Here is a 13714-nt window from a genome sequence, read left to right on the forward strand (position 1 = left end):
GGTGTGGGGATGGGCAAAAGTAGCCAATATTCAGCCAGAGCGAAGTAAGGAAGGTAAGAAGTCCAAAAGCGCGAGGAAAGGGATAAACCGCTGGCCCGGAAAACTCGTACCTTTGCCCACTATGGGGATGCTATCTGGTAGCTGCCCTTAACCTTTCCCAAGGTTATCTGTTGCCCTGTTAGTTCCTGCTATTTGTCCTTCCCAAAGATGATTGTTGAACCCGGTGCCCTGCTGGCCGCTATTGACTCGCCCGACGACCTAAAAAAGCTCAGCCCAGACCAGTTGGTTCAGCTCAGCCAGGAACTGCGGCAATTCATCATTGATTCCGTTTCCATTTACGGCGGCCATTTTGGCGCCTCGTTGGGCGTGGTGGAGCTGACAGTAGCCTTGCACTATGTCTTCAAAACCCCCTACGACCAGCTGGTATGGGACGTTGGCCACCAGGCCTACGGCCACAAAATCCTGACGGGCCGGCGGGAGCAGTTTCCTACCAATCGCCGCTACGGCGGCATGTCGGGCTTTCCCAAGCGCAAGGAGAGTGAGTATGATGCTTTTGGTGTAGGGCACAGCTCTACCAGCATTGGCGCCGCACTGGGCATGGCCGTGGCATCAGACTACAAAGGAGAATTCGACCGCCAGCATATTGCCGTTATTGGCGACGGTGCTATGACGGCTGGCATGGCTTTCGAAGCCCTCAACCACGCTGGCGTGGAGAAATCCAACCTGCTGGTTATTCTGAATGATAACTGCATGAGCATTGACCCCAACGTGGGCGCGCTCAAGGAATACCTTACCGACATTACCACCTCCCGCACCTACAACAAGGTGCGCGACGAGTTGTGGAATGTGCTGGGTAAACTCTCCAAGTTTGGCCCCAACCCCCAGCAGATTGCCCGCCGGGTGGAGCAAGCAATGAAGGCCACCTTACTGAAGCAGGGAAACCTGTTTGAAGCTTTAAACTTCCGCTATTTTGGCCCGGTAGATGGCCACGATGTGCAGCATCTGGTCACTATCCTCAATGACCTGAAAAGCATTCCCGGCCCCAAGCTGCTGCACTGCGTTACCGTGAAGGGCAAGGGCTATGCTTTGGCGGAAAAAGACCAGACTCTCTGGCACGCGCCCGGTCTGTTTGATAAGGTAACCGGCGAGATTCATAAGAAAACCTACTCTACACCCCAGGCACCTAAGTATCAGGATGTGTTTGGGCATACGCTAGTAGAGTTGGCGGAGAAGAACGACAAAATCATGGGTGTGACGCCGGCCATGCCCTCGGGCTCGTCGCTGAACATTATGATGGAGGCCATGCCCGACCGGGCTTTCGACGTGGGTATTGCTGAGCAGCACGCCGTAACCTTCTCTGCGGGCCTGGCTACACAGGGTCTGGTACCGTTCTGCAATATCTACTCGTCCTTTATGCAACGTGCCTACGACCAGGTGGTGCATGATGTAGCGCTGCAGAATCTACACGTAGTCTTCTGCCTTGACCGCGCCGGTTTTGCCGGCGCCGATGGCCCCACGCACCACGGCTGTTACGACTTGGCTTACATGCGCTGTATCCCTAACATGGTGGTTTCAGCCCCCATGAACGAGGAAGAGTTGCGCAACCTAATGTATACAGCCAGCCTCCCGGAAAATGCCGGCCCTTTCAGCATCCGTTACCCTCGTGGCGAGGGCGTGATGCCGGAATGGCGCAAGCCACTCAAGAAACTGGCTATTGGCACTGGCCGCGTAGTGCGTGATGGGGAGAGCGTAGCAGTACTCAGTATTGGCCATATCGGCAACTATGCTGTGAAAGCCACCCAGCAGCTGCTGGCCGAGGGACTTAACCCCGGGCATTATGATATGCGCTTCTGCAAGCCGCTGGATGAGGAAATGCTCCACAACATCCTACGCCAGTATAAAGCCATTGTAACCGTGGAAGATGGCTGCCTGCAGGGCGGCTTCGGTGCGGCGGTGCTGGAGTTCATGGCCGACCACGGCTATAGCCTGCCTGTGCAGCGCCTTGGCATTCCGGACCGCGTGGTAGAGCACGGCACCCAGGACGAGCTATATAAGGAGTGTGGTTTCGATGCCGCCGGCATAGCCGCCGCGCTGCGCGAGATGCACGGGAAGGTGGTAGCTACAGCGCCTAAGGCAAAAGTGCTGCTGTAAGTCTTTGATGCCTTTAAACTTAAAGCCGAAGTCAGCGTCAGCTGCTTCGGTTTTTTGCGTTCCTGGCGTTGTAGGGAGCCTGCAGTCAACTAGAGTAGCCTCTAGCTATGAGAAGTATTTGACATGAGTGGGGTTGTTATTGAGCTAAGAATATAAAATAAGCTTCATTATTTTATAACTATTTTAATAAAATAAAAGTGCCAAATCATAGGCTAAGCAATATATTATTATGATATATATCACTGTAAATGAGGTAAATAATTTATTTAATACTATTTCATAACTATGTAGTAGGCGTATTCCGTATTGCAGAAAATTAAGTTTTCGCTCTCTTGTTAATACCTGCAACATGAAAAATATATACGCGTTTTTGAGTCTCTTTCTTCTTCTGTTTGGCTCCGTAACGATTGGTTATGGGCAAAAGCCAACTAATCCGGGTGGAGGAAGTGGTGGGGGAGGGACACCTGGTGGTGGGAATAACTGTTCCGGGCAGTTTACTATTTCTTTCCCTTCCAACTCAGCTACTGCTGTAAATGGTGTGGAAACAGTAGATATAAATAATGGCTCTGGCGACATTACCAGTTACTACTGTCCTTCGCTTCAATCAACGGCTTCCCAAGTAGTTGTCAAGCCGTTAACTAATACTGTCTTTATCCTTTATAAAGGTACCGGTACAGATACTGTTAGAGTAAGCAAGCGGTATGTGCCAATTGATTCTACTTATACGTTTGGTCTGCCTGTCAACTCGACGAATACCACATATACGCTACGTAGCGACATCAACTGTAATAATCCTAAGACCAATTTTTTCACTCTGACCCTAGCTCCTACGCTTTCCATTACTGCTACGCAGGATGGCCGGCCTGTCACCGGTGCCGTTTGCCCCGGCACAACGGTAACCTTAACCGCAGCTGGTGCCACCGCGGGGGAGACATATTTCCTGCGTAATTCCAGTGGTACTTTAATTGATCAGAACCAGACGGGTGTGTTTGATGTGAATCCTACTACTTCCACCATCTATTCTATAACTACTAAGACAGATAATTGCGGTGGTGCCGACGTAGTACAGCGAATAATTGTAAACACGAACAACCTGACATTAACCTCGAACGACCCGGATAATAATGTAGCCCCAGGTACTGCGGTTATCCTGACAGCAGGTGGTGGTACCGCTGGTGCCTACACCTGGACCGCTAGTGATGGTACTCCTATCACCTCCTCAGGCTCACAGGTAACGGTTTATCCAAGGTCATCAACTCAATATACGGTGAGCGGTAATACTACAATTGGTAACTGCCCTGCCTCTGCTTCGTTAATCATCACGGTAAACGGGGTCATTCTACCAGTAGAATTTGCGAGCTTCACAGCCATTTGGGCCGGCAAAGCGCCCCAACTGAACTGGGCTACCGCCTCAGAGAAAAGCAGCGCCTCCTTTGTGGTGGAGCGCAGCCTGGATGGGCACACGTTTACGGCGGTTGGCCAGCGCGCCGGGGCGGGCAGCACTACCACCCGCAGTGAGTACCAGTTCTCGGACCTGAGCCTGTCGGCCTCGACGATTGGCACAGTGTACTACCGTCTGCGGCAGGTGAACACTGATGGTAGCTTCAGCTACTCGGCCATTAAAACCCTGCAAGTACCTACCAGTCGGTCCAACTTTAAAGCTACTGTGTTCCCTAACCCCTCGGCGCAGGCTGTTACCGTAGAGGTGGAAGCTTTGGGTGCCGGTACCATCACCTGCACGGTGCACAATGCGCTGGGCAAGCAGTTGCTGACGCGCACGGTCACAGCCTCAGGTGTGGGTCTGCAGGAAATTAGGTTGCCAGAAACTGCTTCGCTGCGTTCAGGCATCTATTACTTAACCGTACGCCAGGGGCAGCAGCAACAAGTAATCAAGCTCAGTCATAACTAGGCGGGCCACTACTACCTTTTACCGAAAAGACCAGGCTCTATCCGGCCTGGTCTTTTTGCGTACCAAAAAAGCTAGTTTGAATATTTTGGAAAGCTCACAAGTAGCTAAAAGCTCAAACTAGGGCGGAGTTGCTAATGTGTAAAATATGGTGATGAAAATAGGATAATTCTTCTGAGTGATAACCAGTGACCTGCCTTGGGACTATCTTTACATAAGGTTACACTCTCATAATAAACATATAAAAAACATCATATGGTGCCTTCGGATTAATACCGTAGTTTTGCATATTGTAATAAATTAAGTCGAATGCATCACCGAACCTTTTCCACTATGAAAACACTTTACACATTTCTGACTTGCTTCTGCCTCAGTTTATTTGCATTACCTTTCGTTAGTAATGGCCAGGCAGGATGTTCAAACCAGCTTACGGCTTTCATTAATGGAGTACAGCAAGGCCAAAAAATCCCCCAAGGCCAAAGTGGGGTAGCAGATATTACCTACTGTCCCACTACCAATTCAAATTCTTCTATTCAGCTCTCTGGGGCCTCGTCTACTAGTGCTGCAGTATATAAATGGGAGATAGTAACCGGCACTACCGTGACCCCTGTTACTTCAGGAACAGTATCAGGCGGTACAGCTTTTCTTACTGTTTATCCTTCAACATCGACGGTATACCGGCTTACTTCTACCGGTTGTAGTAAGATTACATACGTTGACTTTACAATCAACCCAATTCTAACGCTTACCTCAAGCGCTGGATCATCAACTGTATGTCCCGGAACTGCTGTAACACTGAATGCAAGTGGTGGTAATGGCACCTATGTTCTAAAGGCTAATGGTGCGACTATTGATAGCAATACGAGTGGTGTGTTTACTGTTACCCCACAAGCATCAACTACATATACCGTTGAGACCACAAGTGCTACTTGTACTGGTACAGTTTCACAGAAAATCACAGTTGCTACTACCAGTAATTTAAGCCTAAACTCAAACGACGCAGATAACAATGTTTCGCCTGGAGGCTCTGTTATTTTAACAGCAGGTGGTGGCACTTCTGGTTCATACACTTGGAAGGCCTACAATGGTTTTACAACGACTACAATCCCATCTTCAGGGGCGCAGATAACGGTTAATCCACTAAGAACCACCCAATACACTGTAACTGGTCCTACAACACCTGCTAATTGCCCGGGCACAGCCTCTATAATCATCACGGTAAACGGTGTCATTCTGCCGGTCGAGTTTGCCAGCTTTAGTGCTTCTTGGAATAGCAAAGCGCCACTGCTCACCTGGGCTACGGCATCAGAAAAGAGCAGTGAGTCGTTTGTAGTGGAGCGCAGCTTAGATGGTATTTCGTTTGTAGCCATTGGCCAGCGCGCCGGCGCAGGCAGCACCATGAGCCGCACCGAGTACAGCTTTGTGGATGCCGGCCTTCCTTCCTTCGCTACAGGCACGGTGTATTACCGTCTGCGCCAGGTTAACACGGATGGCACCTTTGCCTATTCCAGCGTAGCAGCACTGCAGGTACGGACCAGCAAAGCCAGCTTCAAAGCTTCGGCATTCCCTAACCCATTCGATAAGAATGTGGCTGTAGAAGTGGAATCCATAGGCGCTGGTCCTATCGTCTTCACCGTATATGATGTATTAGGCAAGAAATTGCTGACGCGCACAGTAACGACGTCGGGTATGGGCCTGCAGAAAGTAGGCTTACCAGAAGCAGCTACACTGCGTGGTGGTGTATACTACCTCACCATCCGTCAGGGTGCTCAGCAGCAAGTATTGAAGTTGAGCCGCAAATAAGCGGTAAGCCAATTTTACGACCAACAAAAAGGCCAGGTACGGAAACGTCCTGGTCTTTTTGTTGGTCATTACCTTTCAGTTATGCTAGTAGATTGTGCCTTTCTGCACATAAATTAGCCCTGTTTTTTCCATGCCTGTACTCTGCTACTAATATGTCTGACGCTCACCCCACGCTACTCTTTCTCCACGGCTTTGGCGAATCGCGCGAGGTCTGGACGGACTTTTCTCGTGGCTTTCCCGATCATTACCGTCTGGTGACCCTGAATTTGCTGGGTCATGGTACGAATGTGCACGATATCCGGGACTACTCCATGGAAGCGCAGGCACGCTACGTGGCCGAACAGCTACGGCAGAAAAACGTGGACAAAGCACTACTGGTGTGCCATAGCATGGGTGGGTATGTAGCCCTTGCTTTTGCAGAGCGCTACCCTGAAATGGTGGCTGGCCTGGTGCTGTTTCATTCTACGGCCCTGCCCGATACGGAAGAAAAGAAAGCCAACCGGGATAAGAACATGGACTTTGTGCGCCGCAATGGGGTGGAAAAGTTTATGGAGTCCTTTATTCGCCCCCTGTTTGCGCCCGTAAATCGGGAACGGTTGTTGGATCGGCGCGAGTTCCTGGAGGATATTGGGAAAGCCACACCTGAAACCACCGTGCTAGGCGCCCTGCAAGCCATGCGTGACCGGCCCGACCGCACCCAGGTGCTGCGCAATGCGCGCTTCCCGGTGCTGTTTATTGTGGGTAAGGAAGACGTAGCCGTATCCGTGGAAAGCATTCTGCCTCAGTTGGCACTGCCAGCTCAGAGTCATGCCTTGCTTCTGAGTAACGTAGGCCACTTAGGGTACTTTGAAGAACCTGAGCTAACCCGCCGCGCCGTAATAGATTTTGCCGGTGCCGTGTTCGGGAAGTAGCTTCTACTTTATGGCAAAGGTGACAGGTAGCATTAGCGCCACTTTCACCGGCTGGCCGTGGTGGCGTCCTGGTTTAAAAACCGGTAGTCCAGCCACAAGCTTTAGCGCCTCCTCGCTCAGACTGGCGTGGGGTGTTTTTACCACAACGGGTTGCGTTACTTTGCCGGTTTCATCTACTACAAAATACACCCACACTAAGCCCTGCGCCTGTGCCCGTAACGCTTCTGGGGGATAGTTGAGCCGATGTGAGGAAGCCTGCAGGATGTTGCTCTTAACCGGTACCGGCATCTCATCGGCGTAGGCATATATCATGGGCGCGGGAGTAGCCGGGGGCAGAGCGTAGTAGGTGAGGGGCAACGTGAATGAGGTAGGGCCGGGCTGCCCATTCCAGCGGGCAGGTTGCCACTGGGGCATTTGCGTGAGGTATTGCATAGCCGCTTCATACAGTTCATCCAGCGCCTTGCCCCGGGCCTTGGTAGCCGTCGTTTCTGCGCCGGAAGGCGGGGTCGACATAAGCGGCTCCATACTTTTCACCCAGCCGCTGGCATCCAGGGTAATAGTGATGAAGATGCGGCCGCTGAGTAGCTGCTGCCTGGCTGCCTCCGGGTAGGGAGCCGCCGCCAGAAAAGCGTACAAGGCCTCCGGCCCACCGGGGTATTGTGCCGCGCTAAAGCCCGGATTGGGAGCCACTGCCTCTTCCCCCATGCGCTGCGCCAGTAGCTCGTCGGCACGGGGCGGCAGCTGAAACAGTGCGGATACTATCAGCATTTTGCCTTGCAGGGCACGCAACTGGGCCGGTTTAAGCTGAACGCCGTGGACAACAGCCAGCAGCGCTGCTTGGTCAAGGGCTGGATGAAGGCCCTGCAGTATCCGGGCATTGGTAGCGCGCCCGCTGCTATCGGGGCTGAAGCTAATTCTGACCCGGCCTTGCAGGCCCAAGCGTAAGGCATCAGTAGGATAGTCAAAGTTGCGCAGCTGCTCCTGTACCTGGTGTTCCGCTAGGGGCGGCGCATCCTGCAGATTCAGCCCCGACATTGTATAACCGATGCGGCTATTCTGCCAAGTAGTTATTTCATTCAGCAGATTGGCGGCCGCAGCTTCTTCTCTGCTGGCCTGCTGGCCGGGGATTTTGCCGTTGTTTGGGTTCAGATGAAATGAGATGGGCACGGTAAAACTGACGGCTACCTTGCGCCCCGACTGCTGGCCAGGCTCAAAAGCAGGGAACAAGCTAACCACGCGTTTGGCTTCTTCTTCCAGAACAGGATGCACGTTGGTAATGGCCCTGATCTGCTCTACCTGCCCGGAGGTATTAACCACAAACGATACAAATACCCGGCCCTGCAACCGTTGCGCGCTAGCCTGCTCTGGATAGCGCAAGTTTCGTACAATGAAGTGGTATAACGCTTCCTGCCCGCCGGGAAACACCGGCATTTTCTCCACGGCGGTGTAGATAGGCTGAGCCGCCGTGGCCGGCAGCGTGTCTTGGGCGCCGGCAGTAGGCGGGGCCATGCGGGCCGCCACACGTTGAGCCAGTATTTCTTCCACGTTTTTTGGCAGTTGAAAGGTTATCGGCAACGTGAAGGCCACGGACACGGCGCGCCCCAATTGCCGGCCCGGCGTGAAATCAGCCAGCGCCTGTACTGCCCGTACTGCTTCATAATCGAGGAGTGGATGCACGCTTCTTGCCACCTTCACATCCTGTATGCGTCCTGTAGGGCCCACTACAAAACTGACAAATACCTTACCGGCAAGGCGTTGCTGCAATGCCTCAGTGGGATACTGGATAACCTGACCCAGCGCCTTAAAAATGCCCTCTTGCCCGCCCGGGAAAACTGGCATCTGCTCCACATAGGTGTATACTTCGTTGGTAGCTTTTTTTTGCTCTTCCTGCGCCAATACGCGGGTGCTGGTTAGGAGCAGGAATGCCCCGACTATCAGAGTCTTCAAAAGGAATAGAAGGTATAAGTGAAATACTATTTGCTGCTGATGCGCAGCGAAATATTGTGCAGTTGCACGGCCATAGGATGGGCTTGGCTACTGTCGGGCTTCTGGGTAGGCATATGGGGCACTACTTCCCGAGCTGCTGTAGAGGAATACCAAACTGCCAGCAAGGTTGCGCCAATAAGTCTGCTAATCAGCTAATAGAAGAAAGAATAGAACGGTAAGGAAAATGGGGCTGCTTAACGCAACAGCCCCATTTTCAGCATTTTCTCCGCAATCTGCACGGCATTAGTGGCAGCACCTTTGCGCAGGTTATCAGCTACCACCCACATGTTCAGGGTACGGGGCTGGGATTCGTCGCGGCGGATGCGGCCTACCAATACGGCATCTTTGCCATGGGCATCTTTGGGCATGGGGTAGCGGTTTTGGGCAGGATCATCAACCACTTCCACACCTTCCGTTTGGGCCAGGATTTTATAGACGTCGGCCAGTTCAAACTCCCGCTCAAACTCCACGTTCACTGATTCTGAATGACCGCCCACCACGGGAATGCGCACCGTAGTGGCCGTTACCTGAATGGAGTCGTCGCCCATGATTTTCTTGGTCTCCTTCACCATTTTCATTTCCTCCTTGGTGTAGCCATTGTCCTCAAACACATCAATGTGAGGCAGCACATTCAGGTCGATGCGGTGCGGATAAGCCGGGCTGGTTACTTCGCTGCCAGCGCGCTCCTGCATGAGCTGGTCCACGGCTTTTTTACCCGTGCCCGTTACGCTCTGGTAGGTGCTCACCACAATACGCTTGATGCGGTAAGCATCGTGCAGGGTGTGCAGAGCCAGCACCATCTGGATGGTAGAACAGTTAGGATTGGCAATGATTTTATCTTCAGAAGTCAGCTCTTTGGCATTGATTTCGGGCACTACCAGCTTTTTGGTCGGGTCCATGCGCCAGGCGGAGGAGTTATCAATGACAACGGTGCCTACTGCCGCAAAGCGCGGAGCCTGCTCCTTAGAAACAGAGCCGCCTGCCGAGAATATGGCCACGTCCGGACGGGCCGCAATGGCGTCGTCCATACTAACGACTTTAAACTTACGGCCCTGAAATTCGATTTCCTGACCCACTGATTTTTCTGAGGCAACGGGCAGAAGCTCGGTAACCGGAAACTGGCGCTCGGCCAGAACTTTCAGCATTTCGCCCCCAACCAGGCCGGTGGCACCTACAATTGCGACTTTCATAAAATCGTACAGCAAAAAAATGAAGCCCTGGGCAAAGCCCAAAGCATGGCAAATGTCGGGAAAAGCCAGTTACTTAGATGCATGATCCGGCGTGTGCCCTGCCGGGTGGCCCTATTCTTTTTTGTCAGTTTCCCTCGTGAACCACGTTTCCTGCGCGTTGGCGCCTCGTTTTGCGCATCTTCCACTGCTTTCTACACTTCTTCTCTTCCTATTGGGAGCTGCTGTTCCGGCCCGGGCACAGCTAAGTGAGTCTTTTACCGACGGCAATTTCACCGAAAATCCGGCCTGGACCGGGGATGTTTCCGGCTTTGAAGTAAATACGGCCAAGCAACTGCAAAGCAATGGCCCGGCCGTCACCGGCACCAGCCTGCAGCTGGCTACCCCCAGCGTGGCGGCCTCGGGCACCACCTGGGAGTTTTATGCTAACCTGAAGTTGGCCACCAGCAGCGGCAACCTGGCCGATGTGTGGCTGCTTTCTGACCAAAGCGACCTGCGGGCCACCAGCAACTTCGGCTACTTTGTACGCCTGGGTGGTACACCGGATGAGGTCAGCCTGTTTCGCAAAGATGCCGCCACCAGCGCCGCCTACGTGATAAACGGCCGGGACCAGCTGCTGAACTCCAGCAACAACAACGTGGTGCGCGTGCGGGTTACCCGCACTGCCGATGATACCTGGACCCTGGAAACCGACCTCACAGGCACTGGCCAGAGCTACACCACCGAAGGTACCGCTACCGATGCTACCTACCATGCCAGCAGCTACCTAGGCATTGCCCTTACCTATTCCTCTTCGAACAGCCGCAATTTTTACTTCGATGAGTTCAGTGTAAGCGACCAGCAGGCGCCCAAGCCCCTGACGGCAACACCTACCGCGGCCCGGCAGCTGGATGTGCAATTCTCGGAAGCCGTAACCGAAACGCAACAGGCCAGCAATTATCAGCTGAAAAACAGCACCCCAGCCGTTACGGCGGCCGTGCGCGACGCTACCGATAAAAGCCTAGTGCATTTGACCCTGGCTGCCAACCTGCCCCTAGGCGCCAATACCCTTACCGTGCAGCAGGTAGCTGACCTGTTTGGCAACGCTTTAACCACGCCGGCACAGGTAGACTTTGTAAACAGCGGCTTTGCCGTGCAGCCCGGCGTCAATCAGGTGCTTATCACTGAAATTCTGGCCGATGAGTCACCTGTAATTGGCCTGCCTGCTTCGGAGTACCTGGAGATTTTCAACCCCACCGCCAACGTTATCAGCCTGGCAGGTATTCGCCTGCTGAAGCTGGGCAGCAGCACGGCGGCCGTATTCCCCACCGGCGCCTCGCTGCAGCCCGGCGAGTATGCGGTGGTGTGCAGCAGTACCCGCGGCAGCTTATTTGCCAGCTACGGAAAAGTATTTGCCCTGAGTAATTTCCCTAGCCTCAATAACAGCGGCGACGAGTTGGTGCTCCGCGCCCGCGACGGACAGACGCTGTTTTCGGTTAGCTATTCCGATACCTGGTACAAGGATGCCGTGAAAAAAGAAGGAGGCTGGGCCTTGGAAATGGTTGATACCACCAACCCCTGCGCCGGCATAGAAAACTGGACGGCTAGCACTAATGCCAGCGGCGGTACACCCGGCAAGGCCAACGCCGTGCAGGCCACCAACGGCGACCACATAGCCCCCGTGCTGCTGAAAGCCGTAGCCTTAAGTACTACGTCGGTACGGCTTAGCTTCGCGGAAAAGCTGGACAGCGCCTCCGCCGCCAACCCCGTGCTTTATACGCTTGCCGGTGGCCCGGCCGTCACGCGAGCTACAGTATCTTCACCTGATTTTCGGAGCGTGACGCTGCAGCTGGCTTCGGCGCTACAGCCCAGCCAGGCCGTGACCGTACAGGTACAAAGCGCTACCGACTGCGTAGGCAATGCTGCGGGCCCGGCTACTTCCGCCGCCTTCGCGCTGCCCTCCGTAGCTGAAGCCGGTGACGTGGTAATTAATGAAATCCTGTTCAACCCCCGCACCGGCGGTGTTGATTTTGTGGAAATTCTCAACCGCTCAACCAAATATATTGATCTGCAAGGCTGGCTGCTGGGCAATGAAAAGGCCGATGGTAGCTTGGATAGTGAAACCATAAGTGAGGAGGTAACTGTGCTGGCCCCCGGCAAGCTGCTGGTGCTCACCACGCGCCCCGATGTGGTGCAGGCCAGCTACCCCACCAATGACCCCGCAGCCTTTCTGACTATGTCCGGTTTCCCTACCCTGGCGGATGATGCCGGTACGGTGGTGCTGAAAAATAGCGCGGGTGTGCAGCTGGACCGGGTAGTCTATAATGCTAAACAGCACTTGGCGGTGCTTTCTGATGTAAATGGTGTTTCGCTGGAGCGTATTCGGCCGGAAGGGCCCAGCACGGCGGCCAACTTCCACTCGGCGGCTGGCAGCGTGGGGTATGCCACCCCCGGTCGCCGCAACTCTCAGTTTCAGGAAGACCCCAACGGCAGCAAGCTGTTCACGCTGGAACCGGAAATCTTCACGCCTGATGGCGACGGTCAGCAAGACTTCACCACGCTTAACTACACGCTCACTGAGCCCGGTAACCTCGTCAGTGTGACTATTTATGACGCGCAGGGCCGGCTAATCCGCCGCCTGGTGCGCAATGAAACCCTGGCAACCAAGGGCTTTGTGCAGTGGGATGGCCTCACCGACCAGGGCCGTAAAGCGTCCGTAGGCTATTACCTGCTCCACATTCAGCTCCTGCAGCCTAAGGGCGGCGCAAAGCGGGAGTATAAGCGCACGGTGGTGGTAGGCGCCCGCTTATAGTTGCCTGTTTCCCTTGTTGGGTCAGAAATACCGAATCCTCCGGCAGAGCGCTATGCTGCTCTGCCGGAGGATTCGGTATTATTTGTCCTTTCTGTTTTTGGTGTATTAACGCCGGAAGCTTACCCCAAGGAACCAGCTGGCCTCCGTCCCGTCGGTGAGAGGAAGATAGGCGCCGGCATCGAGCTGGAGGTTGTCGCTGAGGCCCAGGGTAACGCCTGTGTCAAAGGTGCTCATCCAATGGGAATTGCGGGTGTCCCAGGCAGAGGCTACTTCAGCAAAGCCTGCCAGCTCCCGATAAATTTTATGGCTGGCTGTGAGGCTGGGAGCCAGCTCCAGAAAGCCCTGCTCGGTTTCCTCATCGTGAGTGAGCGTGGCTTTCAGTTGCGCACCCAGGTTCCAGTCGGCCGGCAGCTGCCAGGCAAAAGGCGTTACTAGGCCGCCCTCAACCTTTCCGGAGCCAACGCTGCCGGTAGGAAGCTTTACAAAAGGCATCAGGGCGAAAGAAGTTAAGCCGCCCTCATTTCCCCACAGGTTGCGCTTGAGGCGTAGGGTAAGGTCGCCGAAGCCGTGCTGACGCTGTACCCCGTCTTGGTTTTTTGTTTTCTGCCACGTGTAGGTCTCCACCACCGCCTGCACATCGGTAGTGCGGCTTATCCCCAGCTTTAGGTTAATGTGGTTTAGGGCTATTTCCTGCTTTTGAAGCTGGCCGTCTTCCCGTAATCGATTAAAGCGCACTAAGTCGGTTTCAAACTGAAAGTGTCCGGCGTCTACAGAATATGGGCTTTCGGTAGCATCCGGCCGGTCGGTGCTGAGTGGCCGCAACAGGTTTTCAGGAGTAGGCTGAGTCAGTGTGTAGCCACGCTTTAAGACATGTAAGGAATCTGCGGTTGGTTTTTCCGGGAAAGATTGGGCAGAGGCCAAAGGCGCTGCTGCCAGCCCCGCCAGAAGCAGGGACAGGGTAGGTACAAATCGATACATG

8 protein-coding genes are annotated in these 13714 nt (G+C 53.9%); 5 read left to right on the top strand and 3 right to left on the bottom strand.

Translation table 11 applies throughout. The features are described 5' to 3' along the window. The first annotated feature begins 207 nt into the window (after positions 1 to 207). The 4 genes from dxs (at position 208) to Q4G72_RS03995 (ending at position 6771) form a co-directional block, all read left to right on the top strand. Positions 208 to 2151, top strand: a complete 1944-nt coding sequence (dxs, locus tag Q4G72_RS03980; protein ID WP_303310139.1) for a 1-deoxy-D-xylulose-5-phosphate synthase — start codon at positions 208 to 210, stop codon at positions 2149 to 2151. A 703-nt stretch (positions 2152 to 2854) separates the two neighbouring features. Further along, a complete protein-coding gene (locus tag Q4G72_RS03985) occupies positions 2855 to 4060 on the top strand; it encodes a T9SS type A sorting domain-containing protein (protein ID WP_303310140.1) in 1206 nt (401 codons plus the stop codon). A 330-nt stretch (positions 4061 to 4390) separates the two neighbouring features. Further along, entirely contained in the window at positions 4391 to 5860 is a 1470-nt protein-coding gene (locus Q4G72_RS03990; protein ID WP_303310141.1) for a T9SS type A sorting domain-containing protein, read from the top strand. Between the two features lie 152 nt (positions 5861 to 6012). After that, positions 6013 to 6771 carry an alpha/beta fold hydrolase gene (locus tag Q4G72_RS03995; protein ID WP_303310142.1) on the top strand — a complete coding sequence of 253 codons (759 nt, stop codon included), beginning with the start codon at positions 6013 to 6015 and terminating at the stop codon, positions 6769 to 6771. Between the two features lie 3 nt (positions 6772 to 6774). On the opposite strand, the gene Q4G72_RS04000 is transcribed toward Q4G72_RS03995, so the two are convergent. Next, positions 6775 to 8718 (bottom strand): TonB family protein, encoded by a 1944-nt coding sequence (locus tag Q4G72_RS04000; RefSeq protein WP_303310143.1) that lies wholly within the window; start codon positions 8716 to 8718, stop codon positions 6775 to 6777. A gap of 233 nt (positions 8719 to 8951) precedes the next feature. Beyond that, complete coding sequence (locus Q4G72_RS04005) at positions 8952 to 9947, bottom strand: aspartate-semialdehyde dehydrogenase (protein WP_303310144.1); 996 nt, start codon at positions 9945 to 9947, stop codon at positions 8952 to 8954. A 136-nt stretch (positions 9948 to 10083) separates the two neighbouring features. Between Q4G72_RS04005 and Q4G72_RS04010 the strand changes: the two genes are divergently transcribed. Next, on the top strand, positions 10084 to 12735 hold the full coding sequence (locus tag Q4G72_RS04010) for a lamin tail domain-containing protein (RefSeq protein WP_303310145.1): 2652 nt from the start codon (positions 10084 to 10086) through the stop codon (positions 12733 to 12735). A 105-nt stretch (positions 12736 to 12840) separates the two neighbouring features. Here Q4G72_RS04010 and Q4G72_RS04015 read toward each other — a convergent pair whose 3' ends face one another. Next, positions 12841 to 13713: a transporter gene (locus Q4G72_RS04015; protein ID WP_303310146.1), complete on the bottom strand. Its 873-nt coding sequence runs from the start codon at positions 13711 to 13713 to the stop codon at positions 12841 to 12843. Between the last annotated feature and the right edge of the window lies 1 nt (position 13714).

Source organism: Hymenobacter sp. BT730, from assembly GCF_030542105.1.
Taxonomy (GTDB): domain Bacteria; phylum Bacteroidota; class Bacteroidia; order Cytophagales; family Hymenobacteraceae; genus Hymenobacter.

Excerpts from the sequence above, each read along its gene's own strand:
- dxs (WP_303310139.1), top strand. The coding sequence starts at position 208 with ATGATTGTTGAACCCGGTGCCCTGCTGGCCGCTATTGACTCGCCCGAC.
- Q4G72_RS03990 (WP_303310141.1), top strand. The coding sequence starts at position 4,391 with ATGAAAACACTTTACACATTTCTGACTTGCTTCTGCCTCAGTTTATTT.
- Q4G72_RS03995 (WP_303310142.1), top strand. The coding sequence starts at position 6,013 with ATGTCTGACGCTCACCCCACGCTACTCTTTCTCCACGGCTTTGGCGAA.
- Q4G72_RS04005 (WP_303310144.1), bottom strand. The coding sequence starts at position 9,947 with ATGAAAGTCGCAATTGTAGGTGCCACCGGCCTGGTTGGGGGCGAAATG.
- Q4G72_RS04015 (WP_303310146.1), bottom strand. The coding sequence starts at position 13,713 with ATGTATCGATTTGTACCTACCCTGTCCCTGCTTCTGGCGGGGCTGGCA.